Origin of the sequence: Mesorhizobium sp. Ca11 (genome assembly GCF_020165275.1) — a bacterium.
GTDB lineage: Bacteria > Pseudomonadota > Alphaproteobacteria > Rhizobiales > Rhizobiaceae > Mesorhizobium.
In genome coordinates, this window is the sequence record NZ_JAIUHU010000001.1 from 389,234 (window position 1) to 410,949 (window position 21,716).

The window sequence follows — 21,716 nt, forward strand, 5'->3', positions numbered from 1 at the left end:
CTATGGCATGGTCCGAGCCCACTACCGGCGCATCAGCATGAGAAGACCGTCCCCTTGCGGCAACTAGAGAAATGGACCGATTGGCTCTGCGATGAACGGGTCGGTCCATTCAGCGCGGCGGTTGCGTCGGTCCTCCTCTACTGCCTGACCCAGATCGTCATGATGGCCCTGCTGTCCCATGTTGCGGGCACGGGCGTCGGTGTCGACGATGCAGAGCAATTGACGGAAATGCGGTTCCTGGCCGCCGGCTACGGCAGCTCGCAGCCGCCTCTATACACCTGGCTGGCGACGCTTGCGGCCTCGCTGGTCGGAACCAGCGTCCTTGCCCTCAAGATCGTCAAATACGGCCTGCTGGCCGCGGGGCTGGTCGCCTATTTCACCGCTATACGCCGCCTCGGCTACTCGAACCGCGCCGCGGCGGCCGGCATGTTCGGATTGCTGCTGTTTCCTCAGATCTTCTGGGAGATGCAGCACGCCCTCACCCACTCGGTCGCCATATTCTGTTTCACCTCGGTGCTGCTTCTGGCGCTGGTCGAGGTGGAGAAGCGGCGATCGGCCGTTGCCTATGCGTTTTTCGGCCTGGCGACGGCGGCCGCGATGCTGTCGAAATACAACATCGTCATCTTCCTTGCCGCCCTGTTCCTGGCATCTCTCTCGGTTCGCGAAACGCGTGAGGCGATCTTCGACCGCGGTTTCGCAATCAGCGTGGCGGTGGCGGTCCTTGCCTGCCTGCCGACGCTTTATTGGAGCCTGACACATCTGGAAGACCTGCTCGCGCACCAAGGGGGCCTGGGCGTCGCCGAAGGCGGCAGCGTTGCGAAAACGGCGCTTCTCGGCATCCGCAGACTGGTCAACGCGATCGTCAATTTCGCTGGACTGCCGGTCGTGATTTTTGCCGTCGCCTACGTCCTGGCGACAAGAAAACGGACGGATCCGCCTCAGCCGGTACGGTGGCCGGAAAAGCTGTTGTGGCGGGCGATTGTACTTGGTTTTGTGGTCATGGTCACAATCGTCTTGGCGGCCGGCATCACCCAGTTTCGCGACCGCTGGATGCTACCGATCTTCATCCTCTTGCCCGCGGCGCTCGCCATGCGCTTCGACGCCATGGGCCAGAAAGGCCGAAAGACGCAAGCCACCATTGTCTTCGTCGGCGCTCTCCTTGCCATACTGGTGCTGCCGCTGAGCTGGTACATGCATCTGCACGGCGGCGACAGCCGCGGCAGCATCGTGCGCATGGATTACCGCTCGCTTTACGACCAGATCAACGCCGACGGACCGGTCAAGACCGTGGTCTCGAGCTGGTTCTGGGTCGGCAATCTGCGCCTGGTCGATGCCGACCTCATCGCGCTCGATGACGAGACGCCGGACTTCGCCAGGTCGATCCGCGAGCCGGCGGTGCTCGTGCTTACCGATGACAGGGAATCGTCTTCGGAGGTTTTCGAAGAGTTGGCGAAGGTCGGCTACGTGATGGACACCATCCACCGCACGATTGAAGTGCCGCAGGCACTCGGCTTTCCGCCCCGCAAGGTCACGATTACCAGATTGCACAAGAAGGTAGCGCAGTAAGCTTCAGGTGGGACGAATGGACAAGCTAGGCTTCGGCCGCCATCGCAAGATCATGCCCTTCGAGCCCAGCTCGGTCGAAGCGCTGCGCGAGGCCTCGCGTGAAAAGGCGGCCTCGCTCAACCAGCATCTGCTGGGCTATGGCGCGACCGCCGAAGCCGAGTGGGCGACGGCGGGCGTCGCCGTGCCGGACTTGGCCGAAATGCGCAGATACCGGCTGGACCGCATCCGCGCCGAGCTGAAGCGCCGCGACTATGCCGGCGCCCTGCTCTACGACCCGGTCAACATCCGCTACGCGACGGACTCGACCAACATGCAGCTCTGGGTCGCGCACAATTCGACACGCCACTGTTTCGTCGCCGCGGAAGGGCCGGTGGTGCTGTTCGACTATTTCTCCTGCGAGCACCTGTCCGACCATTCGGGCGTCGTCGACGAGGTGCGCCCTGCGGTATCGTGGATATATCTCTACAGCGGCGAGCTCACCGAGCAGAAAGTCCGGCGCTGGGGTGCCGGTATCACCGAGCTCGTTGCCGAGCATGGCGGCGGCAACCGCCGCATTGCCGTCGACCGCATCAATCCGGAAGGCGTTGAGGAACTCGCCCGCCGCGGCATCGCGATAGGCAATGGCGAGGCGGTGATGGAGAATGCGCGCCTCATCAAATCGCCGGACGAGATCCTCGCCATGCGCCGCGCCATCGTCGCCTGCGAGGCGGCGATTGGCGAGATGGAGACAGCGCTGAAGCCCGGCATCTCCGAAAACGAGCTCTGGGCGGAACTGCATCGCGGCAACATCGCGCGCGGCGGCGAATGGATCGAAACGCGTCTTTTGTCATCGGGACCGCGCACCAATCCCTGGTTCCAGGAATGCTCCTCGCGCGTCATCGAGAATGGCGACCTCGTCGCCTTCGACACGGACCTGATCGGTCCCTACGGGTTCTGCGCCGATCTTTCGCGCACATGGCTTTGCGGCGACGGGCAGCCGTCGAACGAGCAGCGCGACCTCTTCCGCATCGCCGCCGATCAGATCGCTCATAACACCGATCTGATGCGGCCGGGCATCTCCTTTCGCGATCTCGTCGAGCGCTCGGCGGTGCCGCCGGACGACTGCTATCCGACGCGCTACGGCGTGCTCTATCACGGGGTCGGCCTGGCGGACGAATATCCGACGCTGCCGCATGCCGGCGACTGGACCGACGACACGCCGGACGGCGTGCTCGAACCAGGCATGGTGCTTTGCGTCGAAAGCTATATCGGCAGGCTTGGCGGGCACGAAGGCGTCAAGATCGAGGAGCAGATCCTGATCACCGAAACCGGCAACGAGAAGCTTTCAGCCTACAAGCTGGACGAGCGGTTGCTCTGATCCGCTTTCGACAGCCGCGACGGCGTCGCGCATCGCGGCAACGATTTTTTCCGGCGTCGTTCGGGCGGTGATATAGGGCAGGCCCTTGCGCCGCGCCGTCCAGCCGACCACCTTCACGCCTCTCGCCGCCGGCTCGAAACGTTGCGCCAGCGCCCAGCTTTCGCAGTCGATGGCCGCGACCTCGGCCCTGCCTTCCGCGACGGCCACAATCGACGACCGGTGGCCGCCGCTTTCGCCGCGCGAGGCGAAGATGTCCAGGCTTTCGCCCATCGCCTCCAGGTCGCGCTGCAGGCCGATCAGCCCGGACATCGAATCCGGATTGTTGAAGGTGAAGCGCCTGCCGCGGAGAAGGTCGATCGGGATGAGGGCCTTGCCGTCCGCGGGCGAGGCAATCCCCGGTCCGCCATCCGCCGGCATCACCAGCGCGCTGGAATAGAGCTCTCCCTGCCCGCCCTCGAACGCATCGTAGCTCGGCTGCGCAACCACCTGCACATGCCGCGCAAGACCGAGTTCCATCGGCCCCCAGCAGGTTTGCCCGAAGAGCAGCGCCGGGCTCAGCCAGAGCTGGTGAAAGTCCAATTCTTCCGGGGGCAGCGTCGCCGGGTCGGGTGCGATCGGCTTGCCGGCGTCATCGAGTATGCCGCCGGGAACTCCTGGCAGCTCGCGATTGCTGCGCACGACCGCCTCCGGCGCCTCGATGCCCCTTTGCCGGAAAGCGTCGCGGAGCCGCGCCCATTGCGCGTCGACCTCGCCCCGCGCTTCGGACCAATCATACATAGGCAGGGCCGCAACGAACTTGCTCATGTCGAATAGCTTTCAAAGGCAAGCGGCCTTCGGCGCCTGCGTTCCGCCGCGCAAAAAGCGTCGCGGAAAGTCGAAATTACTCCTTCGGCGGCTCGGCGGGAACCGGCGCCGTGCCAAGTCCGCTGACATTGCGCGCCCTGACGCGCGGCTTGAAGGCGCGGCCCGGTTCCGGCGTGCGCCGCAGCACCGGATGAACGATCGGCTCCTTGGCCCTGAACGCATGGGCCTTCAGCATCGCAAAATAGTTCGGATAGGCATAACCGTTGTTCATCCGCAGCCATTCCTCGCGGCGCTCGCGAAAGAGCTTCGGCAGCCGGTACCAGGCAATGGTCGGGCTCTTGTGATGAACGAAATGCAGATTGTTGTTCAGGAACAGGAAGGAGAGCGGCGAGCGCTCGACGATCACCGTTCGCCCCTCCGGATGCTCCGACCACTGGTGCTCGGCATAGGTGCGGATCGAGATCAGCGACTGGCCGAGCCACACCGGCACCAGGATATAGAGCCACAGCGGGATGCCGAAGCCGAACGTGACGATCGGCGCCACAATCGCGAGGCCGACGGCATGCAGCAGCCAGGCCTTGCGGATCGCTTTGTCGCCGGCAAGGATCTGCTTGGCATCGTCGATGAAGAAACCGACCGAGGACAACCACGGACCGAGGACTAGGCGGCCAACCATGGTGTTGTTGATCTTGAGCAGAAGCTTCATTGTCGGCGGCAGGCCCTCATGCATCCAGAGCGCCTGATAGTAGCTCTCCGGATCGTCGAGGGGATCGGTCAGGCGCTCGTCTGCATGATGGCGAAGGTGGATGGTTCTGAAGCGGCGGAACGGCCAGACCATGCCGATGGGCAGGAAGACGAAAGCTTCATTGATCCTGGCGTTGCGGGTCGGATGACCGTGCAGCACTTCGTGCATGATCGAGGATTGCAGAGCCAGGATAAAGGGCAGGACGGCAAGCGCCAGAAGCGGATGGGATGGCCAGACAAGGAAACCGGTGGCGAGCCATGCGCCGTAGCAGAAGAGTGTGAGGGAGACTGTCGGCCATTCGACAGCCGGTGTGCTGCTACGTCTCTTTTTCGTGCCGGTATTCACGCTTGCCATGCTCTCGACCACTGCCCCCCAGTCGCCGGAACCAACTCGATTCCTGACAACATTGTGTCAGTAGCCTGCCGTTACATCAACGCGACAATGCGCACAAACCGTTGCGAATGCGCATTTTTGGCGGCATATGTTATACATTGTAAACAGACACCGGGATTCATTTCCGCCTGAGCCACGTTCAGAACGGCCCCGGCGCAAATTTTTCCTCCTCAATGCTGGAGCTGCGTGATGGACAAGCGCGATCTGTCGACGACCTTTCGGGAGCGCCTGAAATTGCTCTTGACACGGTCCGACCTGAACCAGTCGGCCTTCGCGACGGCGGTCGGCATCGACCGTTCGGCGCTGTCGCAGCTCCTCTCCGGCGCCTCGACCCGCCTGCCGCGCGCCGAGACCCTCCTCAACATCGCCGCCGAGTTCAAGGTATCGCTCGACTGGCTGCTGGGCCTGAGCCAGGACGAAGGGGTCACCGGCGAAATCAGAGAAAGCCTGGAGATCGAGGAGGCGCCCGACGGCTTCGACCGTACGCTTTTGGCCAAATGGCATGCCGAGGCGGCCGGCACCAAGATCCGCTATGTGCCCGCCGGCATTCCCGACCTTCTGCGGACCGAGGCACTGGTGGAATATGAGGCCGGCATTGCCAACAAGAGCCGTGAGGCGCAGGCAGGCGAAACGCAATATCGCATCGACTACAACCGTCGGCCGGAGACCGACATGGAAGTCTGCATGCCGCGCCACACGCTGGAGATCTTCGCGCGCGGCCTCGGCGTCTGGGATCGTTTCCCCGAGGTCGAACGGCGCAAGCAATTGCTGCACATGGCGGCGCTGCTTGACGATCTTTATCCGACCTTTCGCCTGTTCCTCTATGACGGCCGCATTCGCTATTCGATCCCCTATACGATCTTTGGCCCCTATCGCGCCGCGATCTATGTCGGCGACATGTATATCGTGTTGAGCGCCACTCAGCCGATCCGCACGCTCACCAGCCATTTCGACAACCTGATCCGGGCCGCCGACATCAACGCGCACGAGGCCGCGAGCTTTGCGCAAAAGCTGGCCGCAATGTCCTTTCCATCAGGCTCTGCCTGATCGCGCGCATCGATATCGTCTTGGCTGCCCCTGATCGTTCCAGCGAAACCCTTGGCCTTTCTCGGCCGCAAATTCGTTGACTGGACATAAAGACTTCTTTATATCGTTATTTGAATTTGAACGCGAAAGCCATTCCAGGCAGGAAATTCAGGGCCATGACCGCGACCAACCCTATTGACGCACTGCTTGCCGAAAAAGGCGTGCTTTTGGCCGATGGCGCCACCGGCACCAATCTGTTCGCGATGGGTCTTGAGGCCGGGGAAGCGCCTGAGCTGCTCAATGAGACGGCGCCCGAGACCATCGCCAGCCTGCATCAGAACTTTGTCGACGCCGGCGCCGATATCATTCTCACCAACTCCTTCGGTGGCACTCGCCACAGGCTGAAGCTGCATCACGCGCAGGATCGCGTCCACGAGCTGAACAAGCGCGCCGCCGAGATTGCCCGCTCCGTCGCCGACAAGGCCGGCCGCAAGGTGATCGTCGCCGGCTCCGTCGGCCCGACCGGCGAATTGCTGGTGCCGCTTGGCGCCGTGACCTATGACGAGGCGGTCGAGGCCTTCGCCGAACAGATCGAGGGCTTGAAGGCCGGCGGCGCCGAAGTCGCCTGGATCGAGACCATGTCGGCGCCGGACGAGATCCGCGCCGCGGCTGAGGCCGCCATTCGTGTCGGCCTGCCCTATACCTACACCGGTTCCTTCGACACGGCCGGCCGCACCATGATGGGCCTGCTGCCGAAGGATATCCACGCCGTCGCCGATGGCCTGTCGCAGGCCCCTCTCGGCGTCGGCGCCAATTGCGGCGTCGGCGCTTCCGATATCCTGGCTTCGCTGCTCGACATGACCGAGGCGAAGCCGGACGCGACCGTGATCGTCAAGGGCAATTGCGGCATTCCGGAGTTCCGCGGCGCAGAGATCCATTATTCCGGCACGCCGGAGCTGATGTCCGATTATGTGCGGCTGGCGGTCGATGCCGGCGCCAAGATTGTCGGCGGCTGCTGCGGCACCTCGTTCGCGCACCTTGCTGCCATGCGCAAGGCGCTGGACGCGCACACCAAGTCGACCCGCCCGACCGTCGAGACGATCGTCGAGCGCATCGGCCCGATGCGCAACAAGGCGGCGACGGCAAACACCGCCGAGACCAGCGAAGCCCGCCGCGAGCGCCGGCGCAGCCGCGCCTGATACGTTTTCTACTTGCTGTTTTCAGCGTAGCGCGACAGCGCAGTATTCAGATCGGTGCCGGCACTGCCCTGGTTGTCGGCGCCCATCGTCATCAGGGCGCCCGATGCGCCGGGGTCGCTGATCTGCTCAAGCATCGAGCGAAAACGGTCGTTGTTGAGGGCCGAAAGCGCTGTGTTGCGCGCCGCGTCGACATCGTTCCTGATTCGCGCGGCTTCCGCTGAAGCAGCGGACGGTCCGCGCACCGGGGCATTGGCCGCCGTCGAGTTCACGTTCCCCATTGTCGTGATATGCACTGCTGATCCCTCAAACCCTTGTCAGCACCGACTAACAGAAGCTCGTTGCGGCGAGGTTCCGGAAAACCCGTGCAATTTAACGATCGAAAAAAGGCCGGCAGGATCTGTCCCGCCGGCCTTTCCTTCAATCCGCAATGGCCTACTTGTTGCCGTCCAGCGATGAGGCCAGCCGCACCAGCGACAGGAACTCCGCCCGATAGCCGAATGGATCGGCGCCGCGCGCGGCATTGGCGATCTCTGCGATGCGGTCATAGCTGAAATTCGCGGTCTGATCCTCGTCGCGCAGCTTCTGCCCGAAGGCCGCGACGGCAACCGAAAAACGTTGGTCGGCGCCGGCCGCATCGAAGGACGAGACCTCATTGGCGGCGGTCACCGGCGTGGTGATGAGCTTCGAGACGTTCTCGTCCGGCAGCTTGTAGCGGATCTTGACGAAGGCATATTCGCCGGCATTGGCGACGCCGCCATTGTCGACCTTGGCCTGGCCGTAGCGCAGCGGATCGACCTGCTCGCCGCCGCTGCCTTTAGGCGTGATCTCATAGACCGCGGTCACCGAATGGCCCGAGCCGATATCGCCGGCATCGACGCGGTCATTGTTGAAATCCTCGCGCTTCAGCGCGCGGGTCTCATAACCGACGAGACGGTATTCGGAGACCGTGGCTGGGTTGAACTCGACCTGAATCTTGACGTCTTTGGCGATGGTGAACAGCGTCGAGGAGGCATCCTCGACCAGCACCTTCTCGGCTTCGGCCAGCGTGTCGATATAGGCCGCCGTGCCATTGCCGTTCTGGGCGATGGTCTGCATCATCTGGTCGTTCAGATTACCGCGGCCGAAGCCGAACACGGAGAGAAACACGCCCGTCTTGTGCTCCTTCTCGATCAGCCGCTTGAGGTCGTCGTCACTGGTCTGGCCGACATTGAAGTCGCCGTCGGTGGCAAGCATCACGCGGTTGACGCCGTCCTTGACGAAGGATTGCTGCGCAAGCTTGTAGGCTTCGCGGATGCCTTCTTCGCCGGCCGTCGAGCCGCCGGGCGCCAGATTGTCGATGGCCGCAAGGATCTTCTGCTTTTCCGCCGCCTTGGTCGGCATCAGCACCGTGCCGGCATTGCCGGCATAGGTGACGATCGAGACGGTGTCGTCGGGCTTCAGCTTGCTGACCAGCAGGCGGAAGGCGGATTTCAGCAGCGGCAGCTTGTCGGGCTCGTCCATCGAGCCCGAGACGTCGATCAGGAAGACCAGATTGGCCTTCGGCTGCTCAGCCGGCTTAACGTCGAAACCCTTGATCGCGACATGCATGAGCTTGGTATGCTCGTTCCACGGCGTCGGCATGACGGTGACGGTCGAGTTGAACGGCGTCTTGGTCGAATCCGGTCCCTTCCAGTCATAGGGGAAGTAGTTGATCATCTCCTCGACGCGAACCGTGTCCGGTTCGGGCAGACTGCCTTCCTTCAGCGAGCGCCGCACGAAAGAATAGGAGGCGGTATCGACGTCGATCGAGAAAGTCGAGACCGGATCCTGGGCTGTTTCATGCACCGGATTGGTTTTGAAATTCTCGACGCGATCGCGGTTTTCCTCCTGCGGCTGCAGTTGGTCGACCGGCATGGGCGCGGGCTGCACCATCAGCTTGGAATCGGCGACGGCGGGCGGAGACGCCGGAACGGCGGCCGCGCCGCCTGCCGGCGCCTTGTCGGCCCGCTCAGCCTCATCGACGCTAGGCGGTGTCATCGACATGATCACTCTGTTTGACGACCCGTCCTTGCCGCCGGCCGCGAGCTGGCCGCTCTCCGCCGGCGCAGGCTGCAGGGCGCGCTTGCTCTCCGGCGCAGCCTCCTGTTTGAGCAGGCCGTCGACCTCTGTCGCCGGCTTCGGCACCGCCACTTGTGAATTGGCCCGAGTCTCGGCGTCGGCGTCTGTCTTCTTCTCCTTGGCCGGCGCCGCTGCCAGCGGCTCGTTGATCGCGGGCTGTTCCGGCGCAGGCTTCTGCGCCGCCGGCTTGTCGGCCAAGGTCTCGGTGACCGTGCCGTTGCCGCCGACGACGGGCGGGTGGTCCTTCAGCATCTCGAAAGCGGCATAGCCGGCGATAGGCAGCGCGACCAGCGCGGTGATGGCCGGCGTGGCGATGAGTTTCCGTTGCATGATGTCTCTCCAGAGCATTCTTGCTCGCTCCGTGAGACGAAGGCCTGCGAACGTTCCTTGGCGAACAGGCGAGATTTTTTCGTCGAGGTCGAAAGCCTGCATCGCGGCGGCGAACGCGCGCGCCTTCGCCTCGCCGTCCGGCGCCGGTACCGCGATGTCGCGCAGCCTTTCGAGTTCGTTGTCGTCGACCATGGTCACACTTCCCCGGCTGAGCGCATCAGCAGCTTCAGCCGTTTCTTCGCTTCATGGATGTGCCAGGACACCGTCGTCTCCGAGATCGCCATCACCTCGGCGGCCGCCGCGTGGTTGAGACCTTCGCCATAGACCAGCAGCACTGCGTCGCGTTGCTTGTCGGGCAGCATTCGCACCACCGCCCACAGCGCCTCGGCCGGATCATCGACCTCCGCCGACGCTTCGCCCGCGATCAGCGCATAGGCGCCGTAGGCATCGGTCTTGGCGGTGTCGCGGGCGCGCTTGCGCATCATGTCGCGCGAAGCGTTCAGCGTCATGGCATAGAGCCATGTCGTGAAGGCGCCGCTGCCCTGATAATCGCGGATCGCGCGGCCGAGCCGCACGCAGACGTCCTGGGCGATGTCCTCGGCGTCGGCTTTGCGGCCGCACCAGCGAAAGGCGGCGCGATAGACGAAGCCGTAATGCCTTTCGAGCAATCTGCCGAAAGCACCCCTGTCTCCGCCCCTCGCCCGCCCGATCAGTTCGGCATCGGAGGCTTCGCCGTCGTCCAGCATCATCGCCATCATTTGCCTGTTGGACGAAGGCTAATGGCCAATCCTTGGGGCGATGGAAAGATTTTTTTGCGGAGGCGCATTTCCTTCTGCCCGTTCACGGGGAGAAGGTGCCCGAAGGGCGGATGAGGGGCAGCGCGAACATTCGAAGGCTTGCGCTGCACGCCCCCTCCGCGATCTGCGAAAGAAGGCTAGCCCAGCGTCTCTTGGAAAAATGTCGTCAGCCGCTTCCAATGCCTCTCGGCGCCCGCCTCGTCATAGACGCTGTGGTCCTTGACGCACCAGCCGTGGTCGACGCCGACATAGTTTTCGATGACGTAGTCAACCTCTGCCACCCTGAGCGCCTCTGCCAGCCGCCCCGACTGCTCCGGCGGGAAGCTGCGGTCGACGCCGGCGACGCCGACATAGACGCGCGCCTTGATCGAGGACGCCTTGCGGTGCGGGCTGTCGGCCGCGTCGCTGGCGAGATTGCCGCCATGGAAGCTTGCCGCGGCAACGATCCGGTCCGGATAGCTCGCCGCCGCGTTTAGCGCCCGCGCGCCGCCCATGCAGTAGCCGACGACGCCAGTCGGTCCGGCGATCCCCTCGGCGGCCAGAGCATCGAGGAACGCGCTGCCGTCGCGGATGGTCATGCCCTGCGTCGTGCCGCCGCTCAGCATCAACAGCAGGGCCTTGGTCTTTTCCTCGGCAAAGGCGGTTTTGGGATCGAACGGACCATAGGGCGCATAGCGGTAGAAGAGATCGGGCACCAGCACGGCATAGCCATGCTCCGCGAGGCGCTCGGCCATCTGGTCGAGCGCCGGGCGCGGACCGAAAATATCCATATAGAGTATGACGCCAGCCTTGGCCGGCGCGGCTGGACGAAACAGCCGTGCCTTCGCCGTGCCGTCCAGGGTCTTGATCTCGATGTCCTGCTTCGTCATTGCGCGCTCCGCCGGTTGCCAGGGATAGATATCCGCACCGCCCGGCAGGGCAAGCCGCAACCTCTCGATCGCGGTCAAGTTCCGTGCGGTTCGGAAGAATGCCTACAGTCCGGCGAACGCCGCCATATGGAAAGCCTGGACATCGGCCGGATAGCGATACTCAGCGCCGTAAGGACAGGCGTTGCGGTCGAGGCAGCCGCCGGCGCGGCAGGGCGCACCATCCGTGCCACGCACATGCACCAGGCAGGCCTCGTGCGCAAAGCCAGCCACCGAATATGCGCCGACCGGACAGGATTTCAGGCAGGGTTTTTCGACGCATGCGTCGCAAAGATGATTCATCTCATGAGCTTCTGGAAGAGAAATCTCGTCCTCGAACAGCAATGCGGCGCGATAGGCATGCCAAAGTCCATAGGTCGGATGCATGAGGATGCCGAGCGGCGACGGCTTCAGCCCTTCGGCCCGTATCGCCCACTGCTGGAACGGCAGGTAGGGCCGATCGGATGGCGACACCGCGCGGGCGCCGAATTCTTTCGCCACCGCGCCGATCACCTCGCGCGACCAACTGTCGAGTGGGTTGGCGATGTCCCTCGCCTGTCGTTCCCGCCAGCGCTGGAAATGCGGCCAGGGCGCCGCGCCCGCCTGTCCGACAAGCAGCACGGATTTGGCCGGCGCGCCGGAAGGCCCGGCTGGCGCCACCTCATCGTCACCGAAGCTGAAACCGCCGCGGAGAATCAGGCCGTTGGCCCCGAGTGCGGCCGCAATCTCCTCGACCGTGCCGCGGAAAAAAGTCATCCCTTCCGGTCCGGGTCGGAGAACGCGCTCCGCCAGACTTCCTTGTGGATGATGTCGGCCACTTTAGCCCGGCCTGACTCGGGCTCCTTTCACGTGAAGGCGTCGGCCATCGAGCCCTTCTTCCTGGCGATGAAGTCCTTCAGCGCCTCGTCGATGGCCGGATCGAGATGCGGCGCCTCGTAGCTTTCCAGCCAGCGGCGTGCGAGCTCGTTGGCGCGCTGCGGGGCGGTCTTCTCGCCTTCGGCCAGCCACTGCTCGTAGGAATTGTTGTCGGCGATGCTGGAACGGTAGAAGGCCGTCTGGAAATTCGCCTGCGTGTGGTCGCAGCCGAGATAGTGGCTGCCCGGACCGACCTGGCGGATGGCGTCCATCGCCTGGCCGTTTTCCGACAGGTCGACACCTTCGGCAAACTTCTGCTGCATGCCGAGCTGGTCGATATCCATCATGAATTTTTCGTAGCAGGACGCGAGACCGCCCTCGAGCCAGCCAGCCGAATGCAGGACGAAATTGGTGCCGGCAAGGATCGTCGAGTTGAGCGTGTTGGCGCTCTCATAGGCTGCCTGCGCGTCCGGGACCTTCGAGGCGCAGAGCGAGCCGCCGGTGCGGAACGGCAGGCCGAGCCGGCGCGCGAGCTGCGCGGCGCCGTAGGAAACCAGCGACGGCTCCGGCGTGCCGAAGGTCGGCGCGCCGGACTGCATCGAGATCGACGAGGCGAAAGTGCCGAACAGTACCGGCGCGCCAGGCCTGATCAGCTGGGTGAGCGATGCGCCGGCGAGCACTTCGGCCAGCACCTGCGTCAGCGTGCCGGCGACGGTTACCGGGCTCATCGCGCCGGCCAGGATGAACGGCGTGACGATGCAGGCCTGGTTATGGCGCGAATAGACTTTCAGCGCGCCTAGCATGGTCTCGTCGAAAACCATCGGCGAGTTGGCGTTGATCAGGCTGGTCAGCACCGTGTTGTTCTCGACGAAGTCGTCGCCGAACACGAGCTTGGCCATCGCCACCGTGTCCTCGGCCCGTTCCGGCGCCGTCACCGAGCCCATGAACGGTTTATCCGAATACCGGATATGCGAGTAGATCATGTCGAGGTGGCGCTTGTTGACCGGCACGTCCACCGGCTCGCACACCGTGCCGCCCGAATGGTGGATCGACGGCGCCATATAGGCGAGCTTCACGAAATTCTGGAAATCCTCGATCGTCGCGTAGCGGCGGTTGCCGTCGAGGTCGCGCACGAAGGGCGGGCCGTAGACTGGCGCGAACACGGTCGCGTTGCCGCCGATCTGCACCGAGCGCTCCGGGTTGCGCGCATGCTGGGTGTAGATCGAAGGCGCGGTCTTCAACAGCGAGCGGCAAAGACCTTTCGGAAAATGCACTCGCTCGCCCTTGACGTCGGCGCCCGCTTCCTTCCAAAGCGCCAGCGCCTCGGCGTCGTCGCGGAAAATGATGCCGATTTCTTCCAGCACCGTGTCGGTATTCTTCTCGATCAGCGCCAGTCCTTCCTCGTTGAGGACCTCGTAGACATTGATCTTGCGCTTGATGTAGGTGAGCTGTGTGCCCGGACCGCCGCCCGAGCGCGCCGCGCGCCGGGCCGCCGCGCCGCCGCTGGCACCGCGCCCACGCCTTGCGTTTGACGCTTCCTGGTCGACTGCCGCGTTCTCGCTCATGATCGTGCTTCCTAAAAACCTGGTCTGGATTGGCTCGCGGCCCGTAACCGCCGCTTCTCGCCGGATCGTAACCATGCACCCTATTGGAAACGGCCCGCCAGCGCCAACGCCTGTCGCAAAATCGACAAGAAAAGCGCCAACTTTCCAGTCGCTTTCCTTTTGCGGGAAGTCGCAAATCAGCTATGGCTAGCTTGCCCTCGCGGGTTAGGTATTGGCGCATCGATTTTTAGGCTGCCGCAGTCATCCCGAGCAGCAAGGAGCCCGAGAAAATGTCCGACGACGAGATCATCCTTTCCGAGCTTTCCGACGACGAGCTCGTGCAGCAGATGCACGACGACCTGTATGACGGCCTGAAGGAAGAGATCGAGGAAGGCACCAACATCCTTCTCGAGCGCGGCTGGGCGCCTTACAAGGTGCTGACCGAGGCGTTGGTCGAAGGCATGCGCATCGTCGGCGAGGATTTTCGCGACGGCATCCTGTTCGTACCGGAAGTGCTGCTTTCCGCCAACGCGATGAAGGCCGGCATGGCCATCCTGCGCCCCTTGCTCGCCGCCACCGGCGCGCCCAAGCAAGGCAAGATGGTGATCGGCACCGTCAAGGGCGACATCCACGACATCGGCAAGAACCTCGTCGGTATGATGATGGAAGGCGCCGGCTTCGACGTCATCGACCTCGGCATCAACAACGCCGTCGAGAAATACCTGGACGCCATCGAGCAGCACCAGCCCGACATCATCGGCATGTCGGCGCTGCTCACCACCACCATGCCCTATATGAAGGTCGTGATCGACACGATGAAGGAAAAGGGCATCCGCGACGACTATGTCGTGCTGGTCGGCGGCGCGCCGCTCAACGAGGAATTCGGCAAGGCCGTCGGCGCCGATGCCTATTGCCGCGACGCCGCGGTGGCGGTGGAGACCGCCAAGGATTACATGAAGCGCAAGCACAACGTTCGCGCTTCCGCCTGACCCAAGGCATCAGGATGGATCGACAAGAAAAGCCGCGCCTTGCAGCGCGGCTTTTTTGTACCCAGATGATAGGCGAGGCTGCCGATCAGTTGACGGTGTCTTTGACCGCCCTTGCCGTCGATTTGACGTCCTTGCCGACGCCCCGGATGGTGTTGGCGCAGGCCGTGAGTGCAAGCGCGCAGGCCAGGATGGCGATCGGCGCGATGCGTAGCAGTTTCATGGACGGTGTCTCCCTCGACAGATATTAAGCCCCGCAGCGAAAGCCGGCCCGACTTGGTCAAGATGCAAAAAACGGAACCGAATCAAACAGACAGGCTGCTCGTCATCGCCTGCGGGATGATTGCGCGCGAAGTTTTGGCCGTCAAGCAACAGCTAAAGCTCGATCATCTCGATCTGACCTGCCTGCCGGCCGAGTTCCATTTCTATCCGGACCGCATCGCGCCGGCGATGGACAAGGCGATCGAGAAGGCCAAGGCGGAAGGCTACCGGCACATCTTCGTCGGCTATGCCGATTGCGGCACCGGCGGCCTGCTCGATCGCGTCATTGAGAAGCACGGCGTCGAGCGAATGGCGGGGCCGCACTGCTTTGCCTTCTACCAGGGCATGGACGCCTACGCGAAGATCGCCGACGACGACATGATGTCGTTCTACATGACCGACTTCCTCTGCCGCCAGTTCGAGGCCTTCTTCATCAAGCCGCTCGGCCTCGACCGGCATCCCGAGCTGATCAAGGATTATTTCGGCAATTACGAGAAGCTGATCTATCTCGCCCAGACCGACGATCCGGAGCTCGACAAGGTCGCCGAGAAAGCCGCCGCCATGCTTGGCCTCGCCTATGAGCGCCGCTCGACCGGCTATGGCGACCTGACCGGCGAGCTGGCGCGGACAGCACAGGGCGCTGCCCGAGACGCCTAGCCGTCACGCCTCTTCCAGCGCTGCAAGCACATCGGCGAAGCTGGTCCTGCAGACGAAGCCCAGCCGCTCCCTCGCCCGCGACGGATCGTACACGCGGTCGATCGAGGAAAACATCGTCCAGCCCTTCCTCGCATAGAGCCTCGAACAATCCGGGAAATAGCGCGCGACGACCGTCGGCGCGTCGGCGATCAGCTCGGCGCAATCCTGCCGCCGGAACGGCGTCGGCGCCGAGATGATGAAGATGTCGAAGCCAAGGCTCGGCGCCTTCTCCAGGGCCGCCACATGGGCTTCCGCCGCATCCTCCACCGTCAGTCGCCGGAACAGCAACTCGTTGGCCTTGGTGTTGGCATCGGACTGCTCGATGGCATGCGCCATGTCGTCCGCTTCGGGAAAGAAGCGCGCCGTGCGCAGCACCACGACCGGCAGTCCATGCTCGATATGGTAGAGGCGACAGAGATGCTCGGCCGAGAGTTTCGTCACGCCATAGATGTTGCGCGGTTCCGGCGACATCTCTTCCGTCAGCCAGGCGGCCTTGCGCGCGCCGCCCTGGAACCCTGCGCGGATTGCCTGCGAGATCATAAGCGACGTCGTCGAGGTGAAGACGAAGCGTTGCACGCCGCAGGCCACGGCAGCATCGAGCAGATTGAGCGTGCCTTGCACATTCGTGGCGATAAAGGCCGTGTTCTCATGATGCTCGATATTCGGCTTATGCAGCGCCCCACTGTGAATAATGGCCTCGATGCTGTTCTCGCGGACGGTCTTCAGGACAAGATCGCGATCCGCAATCGAGCCGACGACCTGCGTGCGCGCCGAGGCAACCGGATCGAGACCGACCACCTCATGGTCGAGCGCTTCGAGCCTTGGCTGAAGCGCGCTGCCCAACCAGCCGGACGATCCCGTGAGCAAGATTCGCATCGATCAACCGCCATTTTCTAGAGCATGATGCCGAAAAGTGTGGAGCGGTTTTCGGACGGCATCATGCTCTATCTCTTTGATTTGGAGCCGGATTCAGATTTCAGGTCGACCCGACCTGAAATCATCCGGCTCTGGCTCACGCTGTAAAGCACGGATGACAGACGATCGCGAACCGGTAAGTTGTGCGCCAGCGATAGAAAGAACTTTGTTCCAGCTATTGATTTGAGGAAACACGTTCATGATGCCTCGCCTGTTCCTTGCCGCCCTCGGTCTCGTAGCCCTCACTTTGCCGTCCCTTGCCGACGGCGAGGTGCAGAAGCTGATAACGGCTGCCGACAAGGCGCGGTTGGACAAATATGGCGAGACGCGCAAGGCGGCTCTCGAGGCGGCAAAAGCCGGCGATCCGTCCGAGGTCAAGCAGTTGGACGAACTGCTCGCCAGACCTCTCGTCGCCTTCTCCGACAAGGATCTCACCGGCAACTGGAAGTGCCGCACCATCAAGGTGGGCGGCCTGAGCCCGCTCATCATCTATGGCTGGTTCAAGTGCAAGGTGACCGACGACGGCTCCGGTTGGCGCCTCGCCAAGATCAGCGGCTCGCAGCGCACAACCGGCCGCTTCTTCGACGACGGCGAGAAACGCTCCATCTATCTCGGTTCGTTCTCGGTCAATGATGACAAGGCCAAGCCCTATGGCAGCGGTCCCGAAAGCGACCAGGTCGGCTACGCCTTCCGCAACAGCGCCACCGAGTGGCGGATCGAATTCCCGGCGCCCTATTACGAATCGAAACTCGACATCATGGAATTCAAGCGCTAAGCCCGTCCTCTGCTGCCTCGTTGAAACGGCGCCGGCACACCAAGGATTAACCTGCTCCGCATAGCATGCGCGCGATTTCAAGCGGGTGGGTGCCGTGGCAGCGTCGGACTCGAATAGGCGACCGATCGTGGTCGTCACCGAAGGTGGCCCGCATATCTGGGCCATCGTCAATGCGCTTGCCGACCGCGTGGGTCCTGTCAGCGTCATCCTCGAATCCGCCGAATCCAAAAAGCGCCTGCTCATCGGCCGCGCGCGGCGCCAGGGCTGGATCTCGGCCATCGGCCAGCTCGGCACCATGGTGTTGACGAGACTCGGCAAGCGCTTTCTGGTTGCACATGCCGAGAGGCTGATCGCCGAGGAGAAGCTTGCGACCGAGCCGCGGCAGGGCCAGCCGATCATCCATGTGCCTTCAGCCAACGGGCCGGAATGCCTGAAAGAAATCAACAGCATCAATCCGGGCGTGGTGCTGCTTGCCGGCTGTAGGCTGCTGTCGAAGGAAACGCTGGCAAAAATGCCTTGCCCGGTGCTCAATTATCATGCCGGGATCGCGCCGAAATATCGCGGCATGAATGGCGGCTACTGGGCGCTGGCCTGCGGCGATCAAGGGAATTTCGGCACCACCGTTCACCTGGTCGATGCCGGCGTCGACACCGGCGGCGTGCTGAAGCAGGCGCGCGGCAGGCCCAAGACCGGCGACACGATCGCCAACTACGCGCTGCGGCAGGCAGCCTTTTCGCGCGATATCTGCGTCGAGGCGGTCGGCAATGCGCTGGCCGGCAGACTGGAAACGATCGATCCGGGCCTGCCGTCGAAGCAGTGGTATCACCCGACGATCTGGTTCTACCTCTGGACCGGCCTGACCAAGCGCGTCTGGTGATCAGCCGGCAACGGATTTCAGCATTCGCTTTGCGCCATCGCCAGCGTCGCTTTTGAAGGCGCGCGCGTCGTCCCATAACAAGCGGCTCAACCACGCATGCGGCAATGCTCCAAGACTTCGAGGAGTTGAGAATTCATGGCCGATCTGATCGTCGTCTACTGGCGCGATATCCCTGCCCAGGTCATCGTCAAGAAGGGCCGGCAGAACGCCAAGCGCGAATTGCCGCTGCGCTTCACCGAGGCGATCGACATGTGCGCCATGCGTACCGGCGCCGGCGGCACCGACGACTATCTGGCGGAGTGGCGCAAGGCCGATCCGATCCCGGTCGGCGACGACATCGAAGCCGAGGTCGAGAAGGCCTATCAGGAACTCGACGCGAAATATGACCGAGAGCGGCTGGTCGCTCTGGTCAAGGCTGGCGGGAAAGAAAATGTCTGAGCAACAGCCGGCGGTCACCCAGGCCACCTTGGTCAAGAAGGCCGCGCCGAAATCCGATTACAAGCCTGCCGACGTGTCGCCGCAGCGCCGCGTCCAGCGCACTTTTGCCGTGCGGCTTTGGTCGGTGCGGCACTCGCGCTTGCTCGAATGGTTCTACAGCCGGTTCGCCGACGTCTTCCTGCTCTTGCACCCTCTTTGGAAAGGCATCGGCTACGGCCGCGTCGAAGCCCCGGTGAAATTCGTCGAGAAGCGGGTCAAGGGCTTCATGTTCGACTGCCGCATGTGCGGCCAATGCGTGCTCTCCTCCACCGGCATGTCGTGCCCCATGAACTGCCCCAAGCAACTGCGCAACGGTCCTTGCGGCGGCGTGCGCGCCAACGGCAATTGCGAGGTCGAGCCGGACATGCCCTGCGTCTGGGTCAAGGCCTGGGAAGGCTCGCGCAACATGGTCCACGGCGACAAGATCCTCACCGTGCAGAAGCCGGTCGATCAGTCGCTGCGCGAAACCTCGGCCTGGCTCCGCGTGACCGCGCAGGCCGCCGCCGCGCGCGAAGCGGCCAAGAATCCCGGAGCTTCGGCATGACCATCCGCCAGATCGACGAGAACCCGGCCGGCATCCACCTGCCGCTCGAGCCCCTGCCCGGCCACACGTCGCGCGGCCGGCTGGAGCGCGTGCTGCGCCGCGGCGAGTTTGCTGTAACCACCGAGCTCAATCCGCCCGACAGCGCGGATCCGGAAGATGTCTACAACCGCGCCAAGATCTTCGACGGCTGGGTCGACGCCATCAATGCGGTCGACGCCTCGGGCGCCAACTGCCACATGTCCTCGGTCGGCATCTGCGCGCTGCTCACTCGCATGGGCTATGCGCCGATCATGCAGATCGCCTGCCGCGACAAGAACCGCATCGCCATCCAGGGCGACGTGCTGGGCGGCGCCGCCATGGGCGTCGCCAATATGCTGTGCCTCACCGGCGACGGCGTGCAGGCCGGCGACCAGCCGGGCGCCAAGCCGGTATTCGACCTCGATTCCATGTCGCTGCTCGAAACCATCCGCATCATGCGCGACAACGGCAAGTTCCTGTCCGGCCGCAAGCTGACGACGCCGCCGCAGGTCTTCCTGGGTGCTGCCGTCAACCCGTTCGCGCCGCCCTACGACTTCCGCCCGATCCATCTCGGCAAGAAGATCGCTGCCGGCGCGCAGTTCGCGCAGACGCAGTATTGCTTCGACGTGCCGATGTTCAGAACCTTCATGCAGAAGGCGCGCGACCTCGGCCACACCGAAAAGCTCTTCCTGCTCTGCGGCGTCGGCCCGCTCGCCTCCGCCAAGACCGCGAAATGGATCCGCTCCAACGTGCCGGGCATCCACATCCCCGATGCGGTTATCAAGCGGCTGGAGGGCGCGCAGGATCAGAAGAAGGAAGGCAAGCAACTCTGCATCGACATCATCAACGAGGTGAAGGAAATCCCGGGCGTCGCCGGCATCCATGTGATGGCCTATCGCCAGGAAGAATATGTCGCCGAGATCGTCGATGAATCCGGCGTGCTGAAAGGCCGCCAGCCTTGGAAGCGGGAGATCCGCCGCGACGACCAGCTGGTCGCCGACCGGCTCGACCACCTGCTGCATGACGAGATAACCGAAACCCAGGTGGATATGGTGAAGACCGCGCACTGACGTATGTCGCCCAAAGCGGGAACCGGTTTGGGGCAACGACACACATGAACTTAGAATCTAAGAGCGCGGACGGCACGCATTCACTTGAACCAAATCAGATAACGATATAAAGAAGTCTTTATATCCCGACGGAGAAATTGCATGACCCGCACCATCGTCGCCTCGGCGACCCGAGAAATCGTCATCGGCTTCGACCAGCCCTTCTGCGTGATTGGCGAGCGCATCAACCCGACCGGCCGCAAGAAGCTGGCCGCCGAGATGGTGGCCGGCAATTTTGAGACTGTCATCAAGGACGCGCTGGAGCAGGCCGCCTGCGGCGCCACCATGCTCGACGTCAACGCCGGTGTCACAGCCGTCGACCCCAATGCGACCGAGCCTGCGCTTCTCGTGCAGACGCTGGAAATCGTGCAGGGCCTCGTCGACCTGCCGCTGTCGATCGATAGCTCGGTCAGCGCCGCGATCGAGGCCGCGCTGAAGGTCGCCAAGGGCCGCCCCCTGGTCAACTCCGTCACCGGCGAGGAAGAAAAGCTCGAGGCAATCCTGCCGCTGGTCAAGAAATACAACGTTCCGGTCGTCGCCATCTCCAACGACGAGACCGGCATCTCGATGGACCCGGACGTCCGCTTCGCCGTCGCCAAGAAGATCGTCGAGCGCTGCGCCGATTTCGGCATCCCGGCGCATGACGTCGTCGTCGACCCGCTGGTGATGCCGATCGGCGCGCTGGGCGATGCCGGCCGCCAGGTGTTCGCGCTGTTGCGCCGGTTGCGCGAAGAGCTCAAGGTCAACACCACTTGCGGCCTCTCCAACATCTCCTTCGGGCTGCCGCACCGCCACGGCATCAACGCCGCTTTCATCCCGATGGTGATCGGCGCCGGCATGACCTCGGCAATCATGAACCCGGTCCGTCCGCAGGAAATGGAAGCCGTGCGCGGTGCCAATGTGCTGAACGGCACCGACGAGAACTGCACCAACTGGATCCGCACCTACAAGGATTATAAGCCGGCCGAAGGCGGCCAAGCGGTTGCGGCTCCGACCGCCGTCAATGCGCCGGGCGAAGGTAACGGCAATGGCGGCCGACGCCGCGGCGGCCGCGAAGCCCGCATGGCCAGAGGATAAGCGCGCAATCGTGAGCCGCACCGCAAACAAGGCTGGTCCGATCGCATCGTGGATGCGGCCGGACAGCTCTGCTTTGCGTTCAGGCCACGCCCAATATGGCGTCGAACAACGCCATTCCCGCCCACGATCCGAAGATGCCTGTCACGCCGCCGACGATGAAATCATCGTCATAGGCGGGCCAGAACGCGTGCAGCAGCAGCGCGCCGACGATCGCGCCGAGGATCCCGGTGGCGAGGTATTGCGGATTGCGCAGCCACGAGCCCTTGATCACGCGCACAATGGTGAACGCGGTGAAGACGGCGGAGAGCAGCAGATCCGACATGGTTGGCCCCTGGACCAACGGACTCTCCGCCCAACAGTAAA

Annotated in this window: 23 protein-coding genes; 12 read left to right on the top strand and 11 right to left on the bottom strand. The window is 63.4% G+C overall.

The features are described 5' to 3' along the window. Positions 1 to 162: 162 nt before the first annotated feature. Positions 163 to 1,566, top strand: coding sequence for an ArnT family glycosyltransferase (locus LB538_RS01910; protein WP_224522683.1), 1,404 nt, complete (start codon positions 163 to 165; stop codon positions 1,564 to 1,566). Positions 1,567 to 1,582: 16 nt separating this feature from the next. Further along, complete coding sequence (locus LB538_RS01915; RefSeq protein ID WP_224522684.1) at positions 1,583 to 2,923, top strand: M24 family metallopeptidase; 1,341 nt, start codon at positions 1,583 to 1,585, stop codon at positions 2,921 to 2,923. On the opposite strand, the gene LB538_RS01920 is transcribed toward LB538_RS01915, so the two are convergent. Then, positions 2,891 to 3,727 carry a phosphate/phosphite/phosphonate ABC transporter substrate-binding protein gene (locus LB538_RS01920; RefSeq protein ID WP_224522685.1) on the bottom strand — a complete coding sequence of 279 codons (837 nt, stop codon included), beginning with the start codon at positions 3,725 to 3,727 and terminating at the stop codon, positions 2,891 to 2,893. The two genes, LB538_RS01915 and LB538_RS01920, sit on opposite strands and share 33 nt — an antisense overlap. Before the next feature lie 76 nt (positions 3,728 to 3,803). After that, positions 3,804 to 4,826 (bottom strand): fatty acid desaturase, encoded by a 1,023-nt coding sequence (locus LB538_RS01925; RefSeq protein ID WP_224522686.1) that lies wholly within the window; start codon positions 4,824 to 4,826, stop codon positions 3,804 to 3,806. Positions 4,827 to 5,054: 228 nt separating this feature from the next. Between LB538_RS01925 and LB538_RS01930 the strand changes: the two genes are divergently transcribed. Both LB538_RS01930 and bmt read left to right on the top strand, forming a co-directional pair. Further along, positions 5,055 to 5,912: a helix-turn-helix domain-containing protein gene (locus LB538_RS01930; RefSeq protein ID WP_224522687.1), complete on the top strand. Its 858-nt coding sequence runs from the start codon at positions 5,055 to 5,057 to the stop codon at positions 5,910 to 5,912. A gap of 155 nt (positions 5,913 to 6,067) precedes the next feature. Continuing rightward, positions 6,068 to 7,090 carry a betaine--homocysteine S-methyltransferase gene (gene bmt, locus LB538_RS01935; protein ID WP_224522688.1) on the top strand — a complete coding sequence of 341 codons (1,023 nt, stop codon included), beginning with the start codon at positions 6,068 to 6,070 and terminating at the stop codon, positions 7,088 to 7,090. Positions 7,091 to 7,098: 8 nt separating this feature from the next. Here the strand turns inward: bmt and LB538_RS01940 are convergent, their stop codons facing one another. The 6 genes from LB538_RS01940 to LB538_RS01965 form a co-directional block, all read right to left on the bottom strand. Further along, positions 7,099 to 7,383: a hypothetical protein gene (locus LB538_RS01940; protein ID WP_224522689.1), complete on the bottom strand. Its 285-nt coding sequence runs from the start codon at positions 7,381 to 7,383 to the stop codon at positions 7,099 to 7,101. A gap of 139 nt (positions 7,384 to 7,522) precedes the next feature. Beyond that, on the bottom strand, positions 7,523 to 9,709 hold the full coding sequence (locus LB538_RS01945) for a vWA domain-containing protein (RefSeq protein WP_224522690.1): 2,187 nt from the start codon (positions 9,707 to 9,709) through the stop codon (positions 7,523 to 7,525). 2 nt (positions 9,710 to 9,711) lie between these two features. Next, positions 9,712 to 10,272, bottom strand: coding sequence for an RNA polymerase sigma factor (locus LB538_RS01950; RefSeq protein WP_224522691.1), 561 nt, complete (start codon positions 10,270 to 10,272; stop codon positions 9,712 to 9,714). Between the two features lie 179 nt (positions 10,273 to 10,451). Further along, positions 10,452 to 11,183, bottom strand: a complete 732-nt coding sequence (locus tag LB538_RS01955) for a dienelactone hydrolase family protein (RefSeq protein WP_224522692.1) — start codon at positions 11,181 to 11,183, stop codon at positions 10,452 to 10,454. 102 nt (positions 11,184 to 11,285) lie between these two features. Further along, positions 11,286 to 11,975 carry a 4Fe-4S dicluster domain-containing protein gene (locus LB538_RS01960; RefSeq protein WP_224522693.1) on the bottom strand — a complete coding sequence of 230 codons (690 nt, stop codon included), beginning with the start codon at positions 11,973 to 11,975 and terminating at the stop codon, positions 11,286 to 11,288. An 89-nt stretch (positions 11,976 to 12,064) separates the two neighbouring features. Then, a complete protein-coding gene (locus tag LB538_RS01965; RefSeq protein WP_224522694.1) occupies positions 12,065 to 13,639 on the bottom strand; it encodes a trimethylamine methyltransferase family protein in 1,575 nt (524 codons plus the stop codon). Positions 13,640 to 13,908: 269 nt separating this feature from the next. Here LB538_RS01965 and LB538_RS01970 point away from each other — a divergent pair, with 269 nt between their 5' ends. Further along, on the top strand, positions 13,909 to 14,607 hold the full coding sequence (locus LB538_RS01970; RefSeq protein ID WP_140551359.1) for a corrinoid protein: 699 nt from the start codon (positions 13,909 to 13,911) through the stop codon (positions 14,605 to 14,607). Positions 14,608 to 14,692: 85 nt separating this feature from the next. Here the strand turns inward: LB538_RS01970 and LB538_RS01975 are convergent, their stop codons facing one another. After that, positions 14,693 to 14,827: an entericidin A/B family lipoprotein gene (locus LB538_RS01975; protein WP_041003961.1), complete on the bottom strand. Its 135-nt coding sequence runs from the start codon at positions 14,825 to 14,827 to the stop codon at positions 14,693 to 14,695. Positions 14,828 to 14,880: 53 nt separating this feature from the next. Between LB538_RS01975 and LB538_RS01980 the strand changes: the two genes are divergently transcribed. Beyond that, the gene (locus LB538_RS01980) at positions 14,881 to 15,522 is read left to right on the top strand and encodes a DUF1638 domain-containing protein (RefSeq protein WP_224522695.1); all 642 of its coding nucleotides are present in this window, start codon (positions 14,881 to 14,883) and stop codon (positions 15,520 to 15,522) included. A gap of 3 nt (positions 15,523 to 15,525) precedes the next feature. Here LB538_RS01980 and LB538_RS01985 read toward each other — a convergent pair whose 3' ends face one another. Beyond that, positions 15,526 to 16,437 carry an NAD-dependent epimerase/dehydratase family protein gene (locus LB538_RS01985; RefSeq protein WP_224522696.1) on the bottom strand — a complete coding sequence of 304 codons (912 nt, stop codon included), beginning with the start codon at positions 16,435 to 16,437 and terminating at the stop codon, positions 15,526 to 15,528. Between the two features lie 238 nt (positions 16,438 to 16,675). Here LB538_RS01985 and LB538_RS01990 point away from each other — a divergent pair, with 238 nt between their 5' ends. The 6 genes from LB538_RS01990 to LB538_RS02015 all read left to right on the top strand — a co-directional run bounded on the left by LB538_RS01990 (position 16,676) and on the right by LB538_RS02015 (position 21,353). Beyond that, the gene (locus LB538_RS01990; protein ID WP_224522697.1) at positions 16,676 to 17,251 is read left to right on the top strand and encodes a DUF4893 domain-containing protein; all 576 of its coding nucleotides are present in this window, start codon (positions 16,676 to 16,678) and stop codon (positions 17,249 to 17,251) included. A gap of 94 nt (positions 17,252 to 17,345) precedes the next feature. After that, the gene (locus LB538_RS01995) at positions 17,346 to 18,128 is read left to right on the top strand and encodes a formyl transferase (RefSeq protein ID WP_224522698.1); all 783 of its coding nucleotides are present in this window, start codon (positions 17,346 to 17,348) and stop codon (positions 18,126 to 18,128) included. Positions 18,129 to 18,263: 135 nt separating this feature from the next. After that, positions 18,264 to 18,566: a virulence factor gene (locus tag LB538_RS02000; protein WP_127863411.1), complete on the top strand. Its 303-nt coding sequence runs from the start codon at positions 18,264 to 18,266 to the stop codon at positions 18,564 to 18,566. After that, positions 18,559 to 19,149, top strand: a complete 591-nt coding sequence (locus LB538_RS02005) for a methylenetetrahydrofolate reductase C-terminal domain-containing protein (RefSeq protein ID WP_224522699.1) — start codon at positions 18,559 to 18,561, stop codon at positions 19,147 to 19,149. The genes LB538_RS02000 and LB538_RS02005 overlap by 8 nt, the downstream gene beginning before the upstream one ends. Beyond that, positions 19,146 to 20,237, top strand: a complete 1,092-nt coding sequence (locus tag LB538_RS02010; RefSeq protein ID WP_140725060.1) for a methylenetetrahydrofolate reductase — start codon at positions 19,146 to 19,148, stop codon at positions 20,235 to 20,237. The genes LB538_RS02005 and LB538_RS02010 overlap by 4 nt, the downstream gene beginning before the upstream one ends. 141 nt (positions 20,238 to 20,378) lie before the next feature. After that, complete coding sequence (locus LB538_RS02015) at positions 20,379 to 21,353, top strand: methyltetrahydrofolate cobalamin methyltransferase (protein WP_095764928.1); 975 nt, start codon at positions 20,379 to 20,381, stop codon at positions 21,351 to 21,353. 79 nt (positions 21,354 to 21,432) lie between these two features. Here the strand turns inward: LB538_RS02015 and LB538_RS02020 are convergent, their stop codons facing one another. Beyond that, the gene (locus tag LB538_RS02020) at positions 21,433 to 21,675 is read right to left on the bottom strand and encodes a hypothetical protein (protein ID WP_224522700.1); all 243 of its coding nucleotides are present in this window, start codon (positions 21,673 to 21,675) and stop codon (positions 21,433 to 21,435) included. Positions 21,676 to 21,716: the final 41 nt, after the last annotated feature.